The organism is Azospirillum sp. SYSU D00513 (genome assembly GCF_017356015.1).
In the GTDB taxonomy this organism is placed as follows: Bacteria; Pseudomonadota; Alphaproteobacteria; order Azospirillales; family Azospirillaceae; genus Azospirillum.
This window is the reverse complement of sequence record NZ_JAFIQV010000019.1, coordinates 45,156-63,392: the sequence shown is the minus strand read 5'-3', so window position 1 is coordinate 63,392 and position 18,237 is coordinate 45,156. Positions and strand designations below refer to the sequence as shown.

The 18,237-nt window shown below is 69.2% G+C and carries 17 protein-coding genes, 1 pseudogene and 1 riboswitch; of the genes and pseudogenes, 6 read left to right on the top strand and 12 right to left on the bottom strand.

Annotated features, from left to right (window positions below):
- Window positions 1–68: 68 nt before the first annotated feature.
- From atzF to JUB11_RS15625, 4 genes are read right to left on the bottom strand one after another with little or no spacing between them, the layout of a single operon-like run.
- The gene (gene atzF / locus JUB11_RS15640; RefSeq protein WP_247887088.1) at window positions 69–1,877 is read right to left on the bottom strand and encodes an allophanate hydrolase; all 1,809 of its coding nucleotides are present in this window, start codon (window positions 1,875–1,877) and stop codon (window positions 69–71) included.
- A 24-nt stretch (window positions 1,878–1,901) separates the two neighbouring features.
- Window positions 1,902–5,516: an urea carboxylase gene (gene uca, locus JUB11_RS15635; protein ID WP_207459488.1), complete on the bottom strand. Its 3,615-nt coding sequence runs from the start codon at window positions 5,514–5,516 to the stop codon at window positions 1,902–1,904.
- Entirely contained in the window at window positions 5,516–6,160 is a 645-nt protein-coding gene (locus JUB11_RS15630; protein WP_207459487.1) for an urea amidolyase associated protein UAAP2, read from the bottom strand. Before JUB11_RS15630 ends, uca begins: the two co-directional genes overlap by 1 nt.
- Window positions 6,161–6,178: 18 nt before the next feature.
- A complete protein-coding gene (locus JUB11_RS15625; protein ID WP_207459486.1) occupies window positions 6,179–6,922 on the bottom strand; it encodes an urea amidolyase associated protein UAAP1 in 744 nt (247 codons plus the stop codon).
- A 167-nt stretch (window positions 6,923–7,089) separates the two neighbouring features.
- Window positions 7,090–7,212, bottom strand: a riboswitch (guanidine-I (ykkC/yxkD leader).
- Window positions 7,213–7,573: 361 nt separating this feature from the next.
- Between JUB11_RS15625 and JUB11_RS15620 the strand changes: the two genes are divergently transcribed.
- Complete coding sequence (locus JUB11_RS15620) at window positions 7,574–8,077, top strand: response regulator (protein ID WP_207459485.1); 504 nt, start codon at window positions 7,574–7,576, stop codon at window positions 8,075–8,077.
- A 10-nt stretch (window positions 8,078–8,087) separates the two neighbouring features.
- Here the strand turns inward: JUB11_RS15620 and JUB11_RS15615 are convergent, their stop codons facing one another.
- Window positions 8,088–8,699, bottom strand: a complete 612-nt coding sequence (locus JUB11_RS15615) for a GNAT family N-acetyltransferase (RefSeq protein ID WP_207459484.1) — start codon at window positions 8,697–8,699, stop codon at window positions 8,088–8,090.
- Window positions 8,700–8,873: 174 nt separating this feature from the next.
- On the opposite strand from JUB11_RS15615, the gene JUB11_RS15610 reads away from it, so the two are divergent.
- Window positions 8,874–9,245 (top strand): hypothetical protein, encoded by a 372-nt coding sequence (locus JUB11_RS15610; RefSeq protein ID WP_247887087.1) that lies wholly within the window; start codon window positions 8,874–8,876, stop codon window positions 9,243–9,245.
- A gap of 6 nt (window positions 9,246–9,251) precedes the next feature.
- Here the strand turns inward: JUB11_RS15610 and pssA are convergent, their stop codons facing one another.
- Both pssA and JUB11_RS15600 read right to left on the bottom strand, forming a co-directional pair.
- Window positions 9,252–10,127, bottom strand: a complete 876-nt coding sequence (pssA, locus tag JUB11_RS15605) for a CDP-diacylglycerol--serine O-phosphatidyltransferase (RefSeq protein WP_207459483.1) — start codon at window positions 10,125–10,127, stop codon at window positions 9,252–9,254.
- Window positions 10,127–10,849: pseudogene (locus JUB11_RS15600) on the bottom strand (phosphatidylserine decarboxylase); the annotation flags it as partial. The gene pssA and the pseudogene JUB11_RS15600, both read right to left, overlap by 1 nt.
- 93 nt (window positions 10,850–10,942) lie before the next feature.
- Between JUB11_RS15600 and JUB11_RS15595 the strand changes: the two are divergent.
- Complete coding sequence (locus JUB11_RS15595; RefSeq protein WP_207459481.1) at window positions 10,943–11,410, top strand: hypothetical protein; 468 nt, start codon at window positions 10,943–10,945, stop codon at window positions 11,408–11,410.
- 79 nt (window positions 11,411–11,489) lie between these two features.
- Here JUB11_RS15595 and JUB11_RS15590 read toward each other — a convergent pair whose 3' ends face one another.
- The 5 genes from JUB11_RS15590 to JUB11_RS15570 form a co-directional block, all read right to left on the bottom strand.
- Window positions 11,490–12,155, bottom strand: coding sequence for a hypothetical protein (locus tag JUB11_RS15590; RefSeq protein ID WP_207459480.1), 666 nt, complete (start codon window positions 12,153–12,155; stop codon window positions 11,490–11,492).
- Window positions 12,152–12,514 carry a type II toxin-antitoxin system Phd/YefM family antitoxin gene (locus tag JUB11_RS15585; RefSeq protein ID WP_207459479.1) on the bottom strand — a complete coding sequence of 121 codons (363 nt, stop codon included), beginning with the start codon at window positions 12,512–12,514 and terminating at the stop codon, window positions 12,152–12,154. Before JUB11_RS15585 ends, JUB11_RS15590 begins: the two co-directional genes overlap by 4 nt.
- Before the next feature lie 100 nt (window positions 12,515–12,614).
- Window positions 12,615–13,784, bottom strand: coding sequence for a LysM peptidoglycan-binding domain-containing protein (locus tag JUB11_RS15580; protein WP_348771437.1), 1,170 nt, complete (start codon window positions 13,782–13,784; stop codon window positions 12,615–12,617).
- A gap of 128 nt (window positions 13,785–13,912) precedes the next feature.
- Complete coding sequence (locus JUB11_RS15575; RefSeq protein ID WP_207459478.1) at window positions 13,913–14,800, bottom strand: cytochrome c; 888 nt, start codon at window positions 14,798–14,800, stop codon at window positions 13,913–13,915.
- Window positions 14,801–14,804: 4 nt separating this feature from the next.
- Window positions 14,805–15,272 carry a cytochrome c gene (locus JUB11_RS15570; RefSeq protein WP_207459477.1) on the bottom strand — a complete coding sequence of 156 codons (468 nt, stop codon included), beginning with the start codon at window positions 15,270–15,272 and terminating at the stop codon, window positions 14,805–14,807.
- A gap of 171 nt (window positions 15,273–15,443) precedes the next feature.
- Between JUB11_RS15570 and JUB11_RS15565 the strand changes: the two genes are divergently transcribed.
- From JUB11_RS15565 to JUB11_RS15555, 3 genes are all read left to right on the top strand, one after another.
- A complete protein-coding gene (locus tag JUB11_RS15565) occupies window positions 15,444–16,028 on the top strand; it encodes a TIGR00730 family Rossman fold protein (RefSeq protein ID WP_207459476.1) in 585 nt (194 codons plus the stop codon).
- A gap of 210 nt (window positions 16,029–16,238) precedes the next feature.
- The gene (locus JUB11_RS15560) at window positions 16,239–17,456 is read left to right on the top strand and encodes an NADP-dependent isocitrate dehydrogenase (protein ID WP_207459475.1); all 1,218 of its coding nucleotides are present in this window, start codon (window positions 16,239–16,241) and stop codon (window positions 17,454–17,456) included.
- Between the two features lie 149 nt (window positions 17,457–17,605).
- Window positions 17,606–18,205 (top strand): exopolysaccharide biosynthesis protein, encoded by a 600-nt coding sequence (locus tag JUB11_RS15555; protein WP_207459474.1) that lies wholly within the window; start codon window positions 17,606–17,608, stop codon window positions 18,203–18,205.
- Window positions 18,206–18,237: the final 32 nt, after the last annotated feature.

The following is an 18,237-nucleotide window of genomic DNA, read 5'->3' as shown; positions in this document are numbered from 1 at the left end:
GATGTTCCTTCCATGGGGGTCAGGGCGGGGTCAGGGCGGGTTCGGGCTGTCGGATAGGGTTAAGGCTGTCAGGCGCGGGCGAGCCAGTTGCGCCATCCGCCGAAGCGGGTGATCTCCTCCGCACCCTCCAGGGCGATGGGCTCGCACAGGAAGCCCTTCACCCGGCTGCCGTCGGCGAGTTCGACCGAGCCGATGGCCATGGGTGCCGGGACCTCGGCGACGAAGCTTCCGAAGGACGCGGTGTCCAGCTCCCAGACCTCCAGCTCGATCCCGCCGGGGCCGGCGGCGTCGCGGACGAGGCCTGGCTTGGCCGGCACCGTGCCGGGCAGCGAATAGAGCCGGTAGCCCGCGGCGCTGGCCGTGGTGGCGACAAGCCGGCCGTTGCGGCCGGTGAGCTGGTGGTTCAGCGGCTGGCCCGTCAGATGCGCGCCGACGACCGCGATGCGCACGGTGCCGGGTGCCGCGGCCTCCAGCGCATCCTCCAGAGCCGGGCCGGCGACCGGCTGGCCCGTGGCGCCGATGGTCGGGCCTTGGAGACGGTGGAAGCGGTCGGCCAGTGCGGCCAGCGCGCCGTCGGCGAAGGCGGCACCGACGAAGGTGACGCCGAAGGGCAGCCCGTTCTCCCGGAAGCCGGCCGGCACGGCAATGGCCGACAGGTCCATAAGGTTCACGAAGTTCGTGTAGTAGCCGAGATTCGTGTTCAGCCGGACCGGGTCGGCCAGCAGCTCCTCGATCGTGTAGGTCGTACCGGTGGTGGGCAGCAGCAGCACGTCCATCTTCGCCCATTCGGCCTCGGCCCGGCGGGTCAGCTCGGCCAGCCGGTACATGCCCTCGAAGGTCTCGACGGCGGTCTTCTCCTTCGCACCCAGGATGATGCCGCCGACCACGGGGTGCAGCGAGTCCGGCTTGGACAGCGCGAAGTCGCGGACGGCGGCCAGACGCTCCGCTACCCAGGGGCCGGCGTAGAGCAGCGAGGCCGCGTCGCGGAACACGGTGTAGTCCACCGGCACCGCCGTGCCACCCAGCGACTCCAGCCGGGCGACCGCCTCGGTGAAGAGGGCGGACGCGGCTTCGTCGCCGAAGAACTCCAGCCCTTCCCGGGGCACGCCGAAGCGGAAGCCCTTCGGCCAGTGCGCCGGACGGGCGGCGCCGGCGGGCGCGCAGCGGGAATAGGGGTCGGCGGCGTCGAAGCCGCCCGCCGCATTCAGCACCGCCAGCGCGTCGCCGCAGCTGCCCGCGAAGACCGACACCACATCCTGCGTCCGGCAGGCCGGCAGCACGCCCGCCGTGCTGATGAAGCCCTTGGTCGGCTTCAGCCCGACGACGTTGTTGAAGCCCGCCGGCACGCGGCCGGAGCCCGCCGTGTCGGTGCCGAGCGCGAAGCTGACAAGCCCCGCGCCCACCGCGACACCCGACCCGGCGCTCGACCCGCCCGACACGTAGCGCGCGTCGAAGACCGACGAGCAGATGCCGTAGGGCGATCGGGTGCCGACCAGCCCGGTGGCGAACTGGTCCAGGTTGGTCTTGCCGATCAGGATGGCGCCGGCCCCCACCAGCCGCTCCACCACCGTGGCGGAACGGTCCGGCACATGGGCGAAGTCCGGGCAGGCGGCGGTGGTCGGCATGCCGGCCACGTCGATGTTGTCCTTCACCGCGAAGGGGATGCCGAAGAGCGGCAGCTCCTCGCCCGCGTCCCGCCGCGCGCGGGCCTCGGCGAGCTTCCGTCCGGCCTCCTCGCGCGGAACCAGCGCGATCCAGACCGGCCGCTCGCCGCGCTCGGCGATCCGGCCATAGACCGTGTCGAGCACCGATTCCGGCGTCAGGGAGCCGTCGGCGTAGCCACGGGAGAGAACCGCGATTTCAAGGCTTTGCGACATGATCTTCATAGCTCCTGGCAGCTCTCAGGCGGGCACGACGGCGGAGGGGACGACGACGGCGAGCGTCTGGCCGAGGGTGACGGCCTGCCCCTCCGCGCAACGGATCTCGACGAGCGTCCCGTCGGCGGGCGCCGGAACGGTGATCTCCATCTTCATGGATTCCACGATCACCAGCGGCTCGCCCGCCTTGACCGTGCTGCCGGCCGCCACGGCGATCTTCCAGACGCTGCCCGGCACGGGGCTCGGGACCGCCTCGCCGCCCGGCGGCAGGTCGGACTCGTCGGCGGGCGCCTCGTCCGGCATCTCGGCGGCGTAGCCGATCTGGCCCGACGCCTCCCAGCGCGCCCGCTCCTCCTCGAAGGCCGTCTGCTGGCGCGTCTTGAAGGCCGTGATGCTCTCCCGGTTCTCCTCAAGGAAGCGGCGGTAGTCGCCGAGACGGAAGGTTTCCTCGGTGATGCGCAGGGACGCCCGCCCCAGCGGGAAGTCGGCGCGGAAGCGCATCAGCTCGTCATGGGAGACTGGGAAGAAACGGATCTGGTCGAAATGGCGCAGCAGCCAGGGCTTGCCGGTCTCGAAGGCGTCGGTGGTCCGGTAGGTGTTCCACATCTGGCAGGTCCGGCCGACGAACTGGTAACCGCCCGGCCCCTCCATGCCGTAGACGCACATGTAAGCGCCGCCGATGCCCACCGCGTTCTCCGGCGTCCAGGTGCGGGCGGGGTTGTACTTGGTGGTGACGAGCCGCTGGCGGGGGTCCAGCGGGGTGGCGACGGGCGCCCCGAGATAGACGTCACCCAACCCCATGACGAGGTAGCTGGCGTTGAAGACGATCTCTTTCACCGCCTCGATGTCGTCCAGCCCGTTGATGCGGCGGATGAACTCGATGTTGCTGGGGCACCAGGGAGCGTCGGCGCGCACCGACTGCATGTATTTGGCGATGGCGAGGCGGGTCGCCTCGTCGTCCCAGGACAGCGGCAGGTGGATGACGCGGCTCGGCACCTCGATGTCGTCGAGTACGGCAAGATCGTCCTCCGCCTCCGACAGCAGGTCGAGCAGGCGCTGGAGCGGCAGCTCGCGGCTCTCGTAATGGATCTGGAGGGAGCGGATGCCCGGCGTGAGGTCGAGGATGCCCGGAAGATCGCGCGCCTTCAGCCATTGCTGGAGCGCGTGGACGCGGAAGCGCAAGGTCAGGTCCAGCACCAGCGGGCCGTACTCGACCAGCAGGTACTTGTCGCCGGCCCGCCGGTAGACCACCGCCTCGCCGCCGTCGTGGGCCGGCAGGCGGCGCAGGACGGCGTCGTCCGCCCCGGTGCCGGGACGCGGCGGCAGGCCAGCGGGATCCACGGCCACCAGCGCCGAGATGGCCTGTTCCTGCGCGTCCTCGCGCGCGGCGGCCTCGGTCGGCGTCAGGCGGCGGAAGCGCAGCCGGTCGCCAGGGCGGAGCTGGCCGACCTTCCACAGCTCGGCCGCGACAATGGTCGCCGGGCAGACGAAGCCGCCCAGGCTCGGCCCGTCCGGCCCGAGGATCACCGGCATGTCGCCGGTGAAGTCGATGGCGCCGATGGCGTAGGCGTTGTCATGGATGTTGGAGGGGTGCAGCCCGGCCTCGCCGCCGTCGGTGCGCGCCCATTTCGGCTTCGGCCCGATCAGCCGGACGCCGGTGCGGCTGGAGTTGTAATGCACCTCCCAGTCCGCGTCGAAGAAGACCGCGATGTCCTCGTCCGTGAAGAAGTCCGGCGCACCGTGCGGCCCGTACAGAACGCCGATTTCCCAGCTTTTCCCGATGGTTGGGATGAGGTCTTCAGGAACCGCCTGAACCTCGCCGGCCGGCGCGTCTCCCAGCGGCAGCATGTCGCCGGGCATCAGCGCCCGGCCGCCGTGGCCGCCGAACTTGCCGAGCGTGAAGGTGGATTTGCTGCCGAGATAGTCCGGCACGTCGATGCCGCCCCGCACCAGCAGATAGGCGCGGCAGCCGGCCTCGGTCGCGGCACCGATGCGCAGGGTAGCGCCGGCGGGAACCGTGACCGGCGTCCAGAAGGGAACCGCCTCCCCGTCCAGCGTCGCCGGCATGGCGGCACCGGTCAGGCAGACCACGGCTTCCGTGTTGAACCGCAGGGTCGGGCCGGAGACGGTGATCTCCAGGCCGGCGGCATCGTCGGGGTTGCCGAGCGCCTTGTTGCCGAGCCGGAAGGCCAGCGGATCCATCGGCCCCGACGGCGGCACGCCGACCTCCCAGTAACCGACGCGGCCGGGATGGTCCTGGACCGTGGTCATGGTGCCGGGCGTCACCACCTCGACCGTGCGGGCCTTGTAAGCCACGGTCTCCAGGTAGCGGGTGGTGATGCCGCCCTCGGCGAAGACCGGGTCGGCGGCGAGCTGGCGCAGGTAGCCGAGGTTGGTCTCGATGCCGGCCAGGCGGCAGCGCGCCAGCGCGTCGCGCAGCTTTGCGAGCGCGTCTGCCCGGTCCGTGCCCCGCACGATCACCTTGGCGACCAGCGGGTCGTAGAAGGGCGTGACCTCGCTGCCGCGCTCCACCCAGGTCTCGACACGGGCGTCCTCGGGGAAGGTCGCTTCGGTCAGGATGCCCGAGGAGGGGCGGAAGTTGCGGCCGGGATCCTCGGCATAGACGCGCACCTGGATGGAGGCCCCCTTGGCCGTCCCTGCATGCGCGGCGAGCGGCAGAGGCTCGCCGGCGGCCTGCCGGATCATCCATTCCACAAGGTCGATGCCGGTCACCTCCTCGGTGACGCCATGCTCGACCTGGAGGCGGGTGTTGACCTCCAGGAAATAGGCCTCGCCCGCCGCCGCGTCGTAGACGAATTCCACGGTGCCGGCGGACTGGTAGTTCACGGCGCGGCCGAGCCGTTCGGCCGCGTCGAACAGGCCGCGGCGCAGCTCCTCGGAGATGCCCGGCGCCGGGGTCTCCTCGATGACCTTCTGATTGCGGCGCTGGGCCGAGCAGTCGCGCTCGCCAAGCGCCACCACGCCGCCCTTGCCATCGCCGAAGATCTGCACCTCGATGTGGCGCGCCTGTTCGACGAACTTCTCAAGAAAGACGCCGATGTCCTTGAAATTGTTGCGGGACAGGCGCAGCACGGCCTCGTACTGCGCGGCCAGCGTCTCGGGGTCGCGGCACAGCGACATGCCGATGCCGCCGCCGCCGGCCGTGCTCTTGATCATCACCGGATAGCCGATGCGCGCGGCCTCGGCCTTGGCGTGTTCGGCATCGGTCAGCAGGCCGCTGCCGGGGGACAGCGGCACCCCGCTCCGCTCCGCCAGCTCGCGCGCCGTGTGCTTCAGGCCGAAGGCGCGCATCTGCTCCGCGGTCGGGCCGATGAAGGTGATGCCGGCCTTGGCGCAGGCCTCGGCGAAGCCCGGATTCTCCGACAGGAAGCCGTAGCCGGGATGGATGGCCTCCGCGCCCGTGGCGCGGGCCGCCTCCAGGATGCGGTCGGCGTTGAGGTAGCTCTCCGACACGGCCGCCGGGCCGATGAGGACGGCCTCGCCGGCCAGCGCTACATGCAGGGAATGGGCGTCGGCCTCGGAATACACCGCGACCGAGGCGATGCCCATGCGGTCGAGCGTGCGGATCACGCGGCAGGCGATCTCGCCACGGTTCGCGATCAGGACTTTCTTGAACATCAGGCGGCGTCCCAGATCAGAACTTCGATGGGCGTGGGGTTGTAGGCGTTGCAAGGGTTGTTGAGCTGCGGGCAGTTGGAGATCAGGACGGTCACGTCCATCTCCGCGCGCATCTCCACGTATTTCCCCGGCGCGCTGACGCCGTCGGCGAAGGTCAGGCCGCCATCGGGGGTGACCGGGACGTTCATGAAGAAGTTGATGTTGTGGGTGATGTCGCGCTTGGTCAGCCCGAACTCCTCATGCTCGGTCACCGCCAGCAGGTAGCTGTCGCGGCAGGCGTGCATCGTCTTCTTTTCAAGGGCATAGCGGACGGTGTTGGATTCCGTTGCGCAGGCGCCGCCCAGCGTGTCGTGGCGGCCGACCGTGTCGGCGACGATCTCCAGCATCGGGTTGCCGGCGGTGGACATCAGCTTCGTGCCGACCGTCAGATAGACGTTGCGCTGCTCCCGGATGGTGTCCACGGCGCTGTAGCGCTCGGCCGGATCGGCGGCGCTGAAGAAGAGCGTGTCGGCGGCCTGGTTGCCCTCCAGGTCGAGGATGCGGAAGACCTGCCCCTTGACGACCGTGTGGATCCAGTAGTCGCCGGCCGGGACCACCTTGCGGTAGGAGGCGTCGGCGGGGTTGAGCGTGCTTTCCTTGATCATGGTGTTTCGCCCTTCCCGTCAGCAGCCGTGACCGTGGCCGTGGCCACAGAGGTGATAGAGGCGGTTGTTCTCGAAGCCGCGCCCGTTCTCCGGGCGGGAGAGGCGGCAGCGGTCGTCCTCCGCCACGGGAGCGGCCTCGCGGAGCTGGTAGGCGATGGGCTTGCGCGGGTAGTCCGCCGCCGGGTTCAGCGGGTGCGGGCAGCTGTGGAACAGCACCAGCGTGTCCATCTCGAAACGCAGGTCGACGTACGCGCCGGCCCTGGCGTGGGAGGGATCGAAGACGAGCGTCCCGTCCTCCTCCGTATGGACCTTGCTGAACCAGTTCACGTTCGCGGCGAGGTCGCGCTTTCCCAGCCCGTACTTGGCGGCTTCCACGAGGAAGCTGTCATGGCCGTTCAACGTCCAGTCGTTGCGGAACTCCTGGTAGCTTTTGGCACCCCAGCGTTCGGCCACCATCGCCCGGGTGCTGTTGCCGCAGACCGTGTCGTGCCAGCCGGACGTGTCCTCGGTGATGGAGCAGAAGATGCGCCCCATGTCGGAATAGAGGCAGTGCCCGGCGGTCAGCTTGAAGGTGTGCTGGCACTTCAGCGTGTCGGGCGCGTTGTAGCGCTCCAGCAGGTTCTGGGGGTTGTAGAACAGCATGCCCACGTTGGCGCCGCCCTCCAGGTCGATCAGCCGCAGAACCGTGCCGCGCTTGACCGTGAGGGACCAGTGCTTGCCACCGGGGATCTCATCCTCGTACAGGACGTCTTGAGCGCTCATCCCAGCCTCCTTGCGCGACGCCTCATGCATCGCGCGGTCGGTATTCGGGGTGAGGCTGCGAACGTGGGCGGTCCCACGTGACAGCAGCGCGCCGGCGGCCGCACCCCATCCAGGGAGGAATGCCGCACGGAGGGGGAGTCCCACCGGAGCCGCATTTCTCCGTGAAGACCTCCCGGGCTTTTGTCCCGCCGTGTGCCCGCCCGCTGTTCACCGGGTGGGTCGCCGTTCTCGGACCAGGCGCCGGACCCGTGCGATTGCGCGGACCGGCCGGAACCCTAGCTGCTTTTCATGCTGCTGATCGCAAGCCCCGTGCCAAGCACCGAAAGCGCGGGAAACCAGGGGCTGCGGGCGTCGGGACGAAACATGGGAAAGCCCTATTCTGCCTATTTTGAGGGCTTTTGCACGCGCTCGGCACGTTCATGCCAATGATTTGTGCAGCTTAGCCGTCGGATAAGAGCATTTTCCGTAGCGTCTGCGGTATCTGCGCAATGAAACGGCAGTGGGTTCGCCGTTGCCTGGAAGGAGCCGCGCCTTGCGGTGGCTTTACTGGCCTTCGGTATAGGACGCCTACCGATTTGGCAGTGCCGGGCGGGGGTGACAGGCCCGCCTTTGTATGGCATTTTTCTGATATACAAGATCGAGATACCCCGAATGCTTACACACCGCCTTCGTCACGACCACCAACGCCACGCATCGATGGCCGGCGCGCCCGTGCGCCCGCCGGTGGCCGCGACGCAGGCCGACGGCAGCGGCGGTGCCGCCGGGGTGGCGAGGCCCTTCCGGATCCTGGTGGTGGAGGACGAGGTGATCACCGCCATGGACCTCGAGGCGCAGCTCCTGAGGCTCGGGCACGAGGTGGTCGAGCTGGCGGATTCCGCACCCGAGGCGGTCCGGGCGGCGCGCGTTCACAAGCCGGACCTCGTGCTGATGGACATCCGGCTCGCCGATGGGACGAGCGGGATCGACGCGGCCCGTCAGATCCACGACCAGCTCGGCATCCGCTCCATTTTCGTGACGGCCCATTCCGACCCCGGCCTGCGCCGGTTGGCGCTGGAAGCGAACCCGCTGGACTTCGTGATCAAGCCCTACTCCGCGCCCCAGATCGCGGCGGCGCTGAAGGCGGCGGCCGAGCGGCTCGGATCCGCCTCCTCCTGACCGCCGGCGGTCAGAGGCGCGTGGAACGGCTGAGCAGAATGCTTCCGCCCAGGTGCGGGAGACGTTCGTGCCAGGCGATCGGCGCCCGCGCGGTCTCCTCGAATCCTTCCGAGGCGTAGAAGGACCGCGCTGCTTCGTTGTCGGCCCAGACGTGAAGCGTCAGGCGGTCGTAGCCGCCGTCGCGCGCGCGGCCGTACACCCACTGCATCAGCCGGCCGGCGATGCCCCGGCGCCGGTAATCCGGCTCGACGGCGAGCGCCGACAGGAAATAGCTGCCCCAGTCCTGAGTCCCGTGAAACGGCTCAAGATGGGCCATGCGGTCGGGCGGAAGGCCGCTGTGATCCTCCATCCGCATCCAGTCCACGGGATAGGCATGCGCGACCCCGACCACCCGCCCCCCGGCCTCGGCCACGCCGATCTGCCGGTGGGAAAAGCTGCCCGAGCTGCCGGCCAGCCCCGGCATCAGCATCTCCGCGGGCTCCATGCCCGGCACCAGCCCGTCCAGCAGGAAGCGGTACACGCCCCCCCCCGCCATGTCGATCAGCGGGGCGACCTCCGGCGCGTCGTCCGGGCTCGCCGGACGTATGGTCACCGGGTGCGTGGTCTGGGGACTGCCGGTCATGCTCTTCCTTCCGGCCCGCGCGAGGGTTGACCCCGCGCGGGCGCAACGCTAACGTCGGCGGCATGATTGGACAGCCGCTTGCCATGGGTCTGCGAATTATCGGCCCGGTTCTCTTGTGAGAGCCGGGACAGTTTCCGTCTGATTCGCCGAACAGCATCCAGGTAAGCCGAAGCCATGTCCACCGTCCTGATGACGGCGGCGCCCGCCGCCCGCACCGCGTCCGTCCAGCCTGCGCCCGCCGAAACCCGCCCCGTCGATCCGTACCGCTGCGTCGCCTTCACGGTGCGCGCGGACGCCGATCCCGGCACCCTGCCCCGCCTGCTGGAACTGTTCGCGAAGCGCGGGCTGGTGCCCGCCTCGGTGACCAGCCGCCTGCATGGCGACGCGATGACGGTGGAGGTCGAGGCGGTCGGGCTCGCCCGTGCCGAATCCGACCACATCGGCAACTGCCTGCGCCAGCTTCCGATGGTCGCGCAGGTTCGGCTGGCCGAGCGCACCGTGCCGGCCGAACTGCTGGGGGCCGAACTGCTGGCCTGCGCGGAGTAGCCCCGGCTACTCCGCCTTCCCCGCCGGCGAGGCCGACGCGTCGCCGGCGTCCTCCGTCTTGTCCGTATCCTCCTCCTTCATCAGCGCAGCCGCGCGCTGGAGCTTGCGGAACTGCATGACGGAGAAGGGAAGGCTGATGACATAGACCAGCCCGACGCACAGCAGCGTCCACCAGGGCTGGCTGACCAGCGACGCCGCCAGCAGGCCGACGCCGACCAGACCCGGCACGACGTAGCTGGTCGGCACCCGGACCCCCTTGAAGGAGAAGGTCGGCAGGGTGCTGACCATCAGGATGCCGACGCCCATGGTCCAGGGCACGACCAGGGCGGGATGGCCCGCCCATTCCGGCCCGGCCACGAATCCGGCGATCAGCGGCAGCAGCGCCAGCCCGGCCCCGGCCGGGGCCGGAACGCCGGTGAAGTAGTTGAAGGCCCAGGGCGGCAGGTCCACGTCGCCCAGCCGCGAGTTGAAGCGCGCCAGCCGCAGGGCGCAGCACACCGCGTAGGCCATGGCGGCGACCCAGCCGAGGCCGCCCGCCTCCTGAAGCACCCACTGGTACAGCAGCAGCGCCGGCGCCACGCCGAAGCTGATGACGTCCGACAGGCTGTCCAGCTCCGCTCCGAACTTGCTCTGCCCGTTCAGCATCCGCGCGATCCGCCCGTCCAGCATGTCGAAGATGGCCGAGACGACGATGGCGACCACCGCCGGTTCCCAGCGCTCCAGCATGGCGAAGCGGATGGCGGTCAGGCCGGAGCAGAGCGCCAGCACCGTCAGCACGTTCGGCAGCAGGTGGTTCAGCGACAGCCCGCTCAGCCGCGGGTGCGGCCGGCGCGCGCGGCGCTTGCGGAAGACGGAGGGCTTGAAGACGGGCGGACGCTCCATCAGCGGACCTCCCCCTGGCGCTGCGGCTCGGCCGCATTCAGGTCGGCGATGACCGTCTCGCCGCCGATCGCGTTCTGCCCGACGCAGACCAGCGGGACGACGCCGTCGGGCAGGTAGATGTCGGTGCGGCTGCCGAAGCGGATCAGGCCGAAGCGCTGGCCGGCCTTCACCTCGTCGCCCGCCTTGGCCCAGCACAGGATGCGCCGCGCGACCAGCCCGGCGATCTGCACATAGGCGATCTCGCGCCCGTCGGGCAGCCGGTGGCGGAGCGCCATGCGCTCGTTCTCCTGGCTGGCCTTGTCCAATGCGGCGTTGACGAAGGTACCCTTATGATACTCCGCCGCGACGATGGTGCCGTCGGCGGGCACCCGGTTGATGTGCACGTTGAAGACGTTCAGAAAGATGCTGATGCGGGTGCGCGGCGCCTCGCCCATGCCCAGCTCGGGCGGCGGCACGGCCGGCACGATCATCGTCACGCGCCCGTCGGCCGGGCTGATGAGCAGGCCGGGCCGCGTCGGCGTCACCCGGTCGGGATCACGGAAGAAATAGGCGCACCAGAGCGTCAGCACGAGGCCGATCCAGCCCAGCGGCTCGGCGACGAAGAAACCCAGGATCAGCGAGACCACGGCGAAGGCGGCGATGAACGGCCAGCCGGCGCGGTGGATGGGAACGACTACGGTTTCGATGGCGGACATCGCCGATTTTTCACCCTCTGCCTTCGGAGCGGGGCATTCTAGTCGTCATGGGCCGGCCTTTACAGAATTTTAGCAAGGCTCACGCCATGCTGGTCCCGATACATGAATGAGCGAGGGCCCGTGTCCGTTCCGTCCGCCGCCCGCCTGGAGGCCATGCAGACCATGGCCGAGGTCGCCGAAACCGCCCTGCCGCTGAGCCCCAGCGCCATTTTCATGACGCCCGAGGGCGTTCTCGGCATTGCCAAGCCGCCGCGCCCGTCGAAGCTCCAGTTCACGGTGGACGGACTGTCCTTCAACGTCGCCGTTACCTTCGACGGCACGGAGTCGGTCTGCCAAATCCTCGCCGAGGTCGGCCACGTCCCCTACACCGCCCAGTCGCCGGACCGCCGCCGCAACATCCTGGCCCTGCTGCGCGGCCTGCACGGCGTGAAGCACATCAAGTTCCTGGTGCAGGAAGGCCAGAAGATCCTTCTCTTCTCCGAGTCGCGGCTGGACGGCCACGCCACGCCGGAGGATCTGATCCATCAGACCGTCCTGGTCCTCCAGGAGGCTCGCCCGTTCCTGAAGATCCTGGCTCGGCACCTGTAAGGGGAATGAGGCCGCCGCGCTGGAAAGGCGGGCTGCCTTTTCTGACCACCGGAGCACGGGCAGGCAGCGGTTTCCGCGTTCAGTGTCCGCGCAGATAGACCGGGTCGGGGTCGGCACGATCGGGTGCGTTGCGGCCGGAAGCCAACTCGATCACGGGCCAGGCGCTGCCAGCCTCTTCGACGCCATAGTCGTCGCGGACCCACTCCAGAAAGGTCTGCGTGCACAGCAGGTTGACCGCTGCCGCGGGCTCCCCGGCCATCAGCACGATGATGGCGGCCCGCAGGTTCCGGTCGTCCGCAAGCGTCACGACGCATTCGCCGGCTGCCAGGACTTTGTTGGCGGCCTTCACGGCGGGCAGGATGCTCTCGTCGCCGCGGTCCTTCCAATCCGGAAGCGCGGGGCGCAGGTCTGGCGGGCTGCCCGCACGGCGCCAAAGCTCCAAGGCTCGCCCGTAGCCATCCATGTCCGCCTCGTATCGTTGGCCGACCTCGGTCGGGATGCGCTTGATGCGGTGACGGTTCCTGTCCAGCCATTCGGCGATCTCGGCCCGGTGCTTCACGCGCCGGTCCTTGCCTTCGCCGGGGTCGCGCAGAACCTCATGCCAGACCATGTCCGTGATCCAGAGTTCAGCACCCGGCGCGAACAGCCAGTCGAGCCCCCGCACCATCCCGAGCAGCGAGAGCGGCGTCGTGTCGGGAATGAGGATCCTCGGACGAAGTTCGTCCTGAGCGGGTTCGTCGGTCATGTCCGGCACCTGCCGAACAGCTTCCGCACCCGAGCCAGTTCCGCCTGGACCGCCGCGCGTTTGCTGCCCGACCGGACATCGTCGAGCATCTGCCGCACCGCCGCGTCGAAGTCGCTCACATCATAACCGAGCGGATCGTCGATGCCGCGCACCGTTACGGCGTTCCTGGTCCGTGGCGGCGCGATCGCTTCGTCGGGCACGGGCTCGCCCGCGATTGCCTTGAGGCGGCGGTACTCCTCGACGGACATCATCACGCTGCGCGGCTTTCCATGGCTGGTGACCACGACCGGTTCGCGGACCACGGCACGTTGGATCTCGCCGGTCTTCTGCTGAAGGTCGAGCGAACTGAACACCTGCATGAGCCACCTCCGTCCTAGAAAATACGTGTTTCACGTAATTTTTCAAGGAACGGGATCGGCAAGCCCGCGCGGACGCGCCGTCGATTGGCAAGCGGTCTTCTCAGTTCGACGCGACCGGCAGTTCGAAGATCTGGCCGGGGTAGATCAGGTTGGGGTCGCGGATCTGGCCGCGGTTGGCCTGGTAGATGAGCGTGTAGTGAAGGCCGTCGCCGTAGCTGGTGCGTGCGATTCGCCAGAGGCTGTTGCCGGGCTGGACGACCAGCTTGCGGCCGTCGGGCAGGGATTTCGGCAGGTCGGCCACCTGCACCGGCAGTTCGACGCGGGCGGTCACCTTGCCCTTCTCGGTCACCTGGTCGGCGCGCAGCGTGTAGACGCCGGGGTCGATCTTCCGCTCCGGGCTGTGCTGCCAGCGGCCCTGGCTGTCGGCCTCGGCACGGCCGACCAGCCTGTTGTCGAGATAGAGCTGCACGTCGCTGCCGGCCTGGGCGCGTCCGCCGAGCGCCACCCGGCCGGCGGCGTCGTAGTCCAGCGTCTCCACCATGACCCCGTTGCCCGGCGCGGCCGCGGGCTCCCTCACCGGAGGCGCCATGCCGGACGAGGCTCCGCCCGGATCGGGCAGGTCTGTGGCGGCGACGGTCTGCGGCTTTGGCTCCTCCTTCGGCGCTTCGGGCGCCTGGAGAAGCTGGCTGGCGCCCGTGCCGTCGCGCGGCACGGCGAGCGCGATCACACCCGTCGGCTGCGCTTCGACGGCTTGGCCGGACGGGGTGGTTTCCTGCTCGGACGGCGCCCCGGCCACGGCCTTCGGCGGCTCGGGCACGACGAGCAGCACGACCTTCTCCGCCGCGACGGCCTCGCTGGAACCGGCGTTGCGCGCCGACAGGCTCAGTTCGCGGGAACCCGGCGGCAGCGGGGCGGTGGGCACCAGCGCCCATTCGCCACGGGCGTCGGCGGTGGCGGTGCCCAGCGTCCGGCCGCCGTCCATCACCATGACGGCGGCACCGAGGGCCGCGCGTCCGGCGATCACCGCCTCGCCCTCCGGCGTGACGCGCACGATATCGAAGCTCGGTGCCGCCGGCTTTGCCGGTTCCGCAGCCTTGGCGGCACTGGCGGCCGGTTTGGAAGCCGCTGCGGGCGGCGCGGAAGACGCCGGAACGGGCGCCGGCGCGGCGGCCATGCGCTTGGGTTCCGGAGCCGGTGCGTAGGCATGGTAACCGGTCACGCCGGCCGCGAGCGCGGCCGCCACGCCACCAAGGAGCAGGATCTGCTTCACCGTCGCACCGCCGTTTCGCCCGAGCAAAGGAACTTTGTCACGAGCATAGCACAGATGCGCGTGGAAGCTGAACAGGGGCGAAAGCGATACGGGTAATCCGGATGAACCTTGGGCTTGGCGGTTCTCCTTTATTTCGGAGCCGGGACGGACTTCAAATAGGCGGCGATGGCGGCGCGGTCCTCCTTCGTCAGCTTCGAGGTGGAGTTGCGGACCACCTCGCCCATGGACCCGCCGACGAAGTCGCCGTCCGGCGTCATGCCGAGTTCCAGGAGAAGGGTGATGTCGCCCTCCGACCAGTCGCCGAGCCCATGCTCCGGACCGCCGTGGATCGCCGGCACCTTGTCGCCCTCCACCCCCTCCGGGTTGCCGGCGAGGTAGCGGCCGGAATCCAGCCCGCCCAGCTGGCCTCGCGGCGTGTGGCACTCGCCGCAATGGCCCATGGCATCGACGAGATAGCGCCCGCGGTTCCAGTCCGGCGGCTTGGCCGGGTCGTCGGGAACCGTCCCCTCCTCCAGATAGAGGAACTGCCAGGCCGGCAGCAGGAAGCGCCAGCCGAACGGGGCCGACAGCTCGTGCGGGCGGTTGGGCGCCGGGGACGGGGCCTGCGCGAACAGATAGGCCTTCAGGTCCAGCAGGTCCCGGTCGGTCATCTTGGTGTAGGCGACGTAGGGAAAGGCCGGGAACAGGGACTGGCCGTCCGGCCGCTTGCCCTCGCGGAAGGCGCGGATGAAGTCGGCATCCGACCAGCCGCCGATGCCATGCTCGCGGTCCGGCGTGATGTTGGGCGTGTGGAAGGTGCCGAAGGGCGTCTTCAGCGCCCGCCCGCCGGCCAGCCGCGACTCGGGTTTGTCGTCCTTGGTGTGGCAGCCCAGGCAGCCGGACGCCTGGAAGACATATTCGCCGCGCTGAACCGGATCGGCGGAGTCGGGGCCGCCGGAAACCGGTTGGGCCCCCGCCCCTCCCGCCCAAAGGGCGGACGGGAGGAGCAGGGCAAGGCTGAGGCCTAGGCGCCGCATGGGCTCACTGCTTCTTCTGGCGGAAGTCCTCGTGGCAGCCGCCGCAGGTCTTGCCGACCGCCTGCATCGCCTGCACCACCTGGGCGCGGTCGCCGCCTTCCGTCGCCTTCACCAGGGCGTCGGCGTTGGTCTTCATGGAGGACCACAGCTCCTGGCTCTTGCCCCAGTTCTCCCACAGGCCCGGCTTGGTGTGGCTGTCGCCGACGCCGATGGCTGTGCCCTGCGGGAAGACTTCGGCGACCGGCGTCGCCGCGGCCTTGGCGAGGTTGACCGCACCCGCCTTGGCGGCGTCCAGCGGGCCCTCGTTCTTCGCGAAGGCGGCGACCGGCTTCATGCCGTCGGCGAGCGCCTTCATGGTCTGCTGGCGTTCCTTGATCTGGGCCGCGGGATCGGCGGCGTACGCCGAGCAGAGGCCAAGGCAGGTGAAGAGGACGGCCGTGGCGGCGGTGCGGGCGGAACGCATGTGCAGCATGATGGGGCGAGTTCCCTGTTGTTGAAGGCGCCGGAGGGACCGGCTGGGGTAGCTTGTCACAACCGGGGCAATGGTGTAACCGGCAGCGGCTTCAGGCCAGTAAAAGGATCGTGAAGCCCGGCGGCGGTGTATCGTCCGCCGTGGATGGGCCAGCCAAGGATGGGGAAAGCCATGAAGAAGCCGACATCGGTCTGTGTGTATTGCGGCTCCTCCAGCCGGGTCGCCGAGGTCTACAAGGAAGCGGCGCACGCGCTCGGCGAAGGGCTGGCGCAGCGCGGGATCCAGCTCGTCTATGGCGGCGGGCGCGTCGGGCTGATGGGGATCGTCGCGGACGCCGCGATCGGCGCCGGCGGCAAGGTGGTCGGCATCATCCCCGAGCACATCCAGGCCGCCGAGGTCGAGCACACCGGCCTGAGCGAACTGCACGTCGTGGACAGCATGCACACCCGCAAGCGCATGATGGCGGAGCGGTCCGACGCCTTCATCGTGCTGCCCGGCGGATTCGGCACGCTGGACGAGGCCTTCGAGATCCTGACCTGGAAGCAGCTGGAGCTGCACGACAAGCCGGTGGTGATCGCCGACGTGGACGGCTACTGGCGCCCGCTGCTCGGGCTGATCGACCACATGATCGCTCAAGGCTTCGCCCGGCCGTCGAACCGCGACCTCTTCACGGTCGTGGACCAGCTCGACGACGTGTTCGAGGCTCTGGAAAACGCCCCCGCCCCCACCCGCCCGGTGCTCGGCGAGCGGCTCTAGCTCCAAACCAGGCAGCTCACGCGAGGCCGCGCCGCGCCGCACCTGCGAACTTTCTTTCCATCGCGCGCGGGTGCTATATAACCGCCATCGTTTGGACCGGGGAACCGGGCCGGCGCCCTTCGCGCCCGCCCGGCCCGGCGCCCGCTGGATGGCGCACCCGGCGTTCAAGGAAAAACAACGCCCTTACCCGCTCGGGGAGACACTGTTCACATGACCAAGATCAAGGTAGCCAACCCGATCGTCGAACTCGACGGCGACGAGATGACCCGCATCATCTGGCAGTTCATCAAGGACAAGCTGATCCTGCCCTATCTCGACGTCGACCTGAAATACTACGACCTGGGCATCGAGAACCGCGACAAGACCGACGACAAGGTCACCGTCGAGTCGGCCGAGGCGATCAAGAAGTACGGCGTGGGCGTGAAGTGCGCGACCATCACCCCGGACGAGGCGCGCGTCGAGGAATTCAAGCTGAAGAAGATGTGGAAGTCGCCGAACGGCACGATCCGCAACATCATCGGCGGCACCGTCTTCCGCGAGCCGATCGTCTGCAACAACGTGCCGCGCTACGTCCCGGGCTGGACCAAGCCGATCGTCATCGGCCGCCACGCCTTCGGCGACCAGTACAAGGCGACCGACTTCAAGGTGCCGGGCAAGGGCAAGCTGACGATCAAGTTCGTGCCGGAGGACGGCGGCGCGCCGATCGAGCACGAGGTGTTCGACTTCCCCGGCGCCGGCGTGGCGCTCGGCATGTACAACCTCGACGAATCGATCGAGGGCTTCGCCCACTCCTCCTTCCTGTACGGGCTGGAGCGGAACTTCCCGGTCTACCTGTCCTCGAAGAACACGATCCTCAAGGCCTATGACGGCCGCTTCAAGGACATCTTCCAGCAGGTGTTCGACGAGCATTACGCCGACAAGTTCAAGGCCAAGGGCCTGACCTACGAGCACCGCCTGATCGACGACATGGTCGCCTCGGCGCTGAAGTGGGACGGCGGCTTCGTCTGGGCCTGCAAGAACTACGACGGCGACGTGCAGTCGGACATCGTGGCGCAGGGCTTCGGCTCGCTCGGCCTGATGACCTCCGTGCTGATCACGCCGGACGGCAAGACGGTCGAGGCGGAAGCCGCCCACGGCACGGTGACCCGCCACTACCGCGAGCACCAGAAGGGCAAGGAGACCTCCACCAACCCGATCGCCTCGATCTACGCCTGGACGCAGGGCCTGGCCTACCGCGGCAAGTTCGACGGCACGCCCGAGGTGGAGCGCTTCGCCAAGACGCTGGAGCAGGTCTGCGTGGAGACGGTCGAGGCCGGCTTCATGACCAAGGACCTCGCCATCCTCATCGGGCCGGAGCAGCCCTGGCTGACCACCAAGCAGTTCCTCGACAAGCTCGACCAGAACCTGCAGAAGAAGATGGCCGCCTGAGCCTCGCGCTCGGCCATACCGGTCATGTGAACCGGACTTGTGGACGGGGGGCTTCGGCCCCCCGTTTTTCGTTGGGGAACGCACTTTCCAGAGCGGCAGGCCACCCCCACATCGTCTGCTCGACCTTGGAGGTGCCGCGGATGGATGGGATGGAACGGCTGCATGCCTCGGCGCGGCTGCGCCGGCTGGGCGAACGGCTCACGGGCGAGCGGCCGACGCTTGGCGAGGTCTTCGCCGATCTGGGCGACCGCGCGCCGGGATTCCTGCTGCTGGCCCTGGCGGTGCCGGCCATCGTGCCCACCCCCGGCGTGCCGGCCGGATTCGTGTTCGGCACGATCCTGTCGTTGATCGCCATTCAGATGATCGTCGGGCGCGGGCGGCTGCATGTCCCGGACTGGCTCGCCCGACGCCGGATCCGCCGCACGGTGCTGAGCGCGGTGCTGGCGCGCGCCACCCCCATGATCGAACGGATCGAAAACCGGCTCCTGCCCCGCTACCCGGCCATGGTGCGGGCCGGCATGTTGCGCCCGCTGGGCCTCGTCGTGCTGGTGATGGGCGTGTTGATCGCCCTGCCCATCCCGCTCGGCAACACGCTGCCGGGCCTGGCCGTGATCGTCATCGCGCTGGGGCTGATCGTCGGCGACGGGCTGGCCGTGCTTGCCGGACTCGGCATCGGCGCTCTGGCGGCCGTCACCTCCATCGGGCTCGTCTTCGGCACCATGTGGCTGATCGGCGTGTCGCCGATCTGACGGGCTATCGCCTCTGTCCGCCAGTTCCGCCG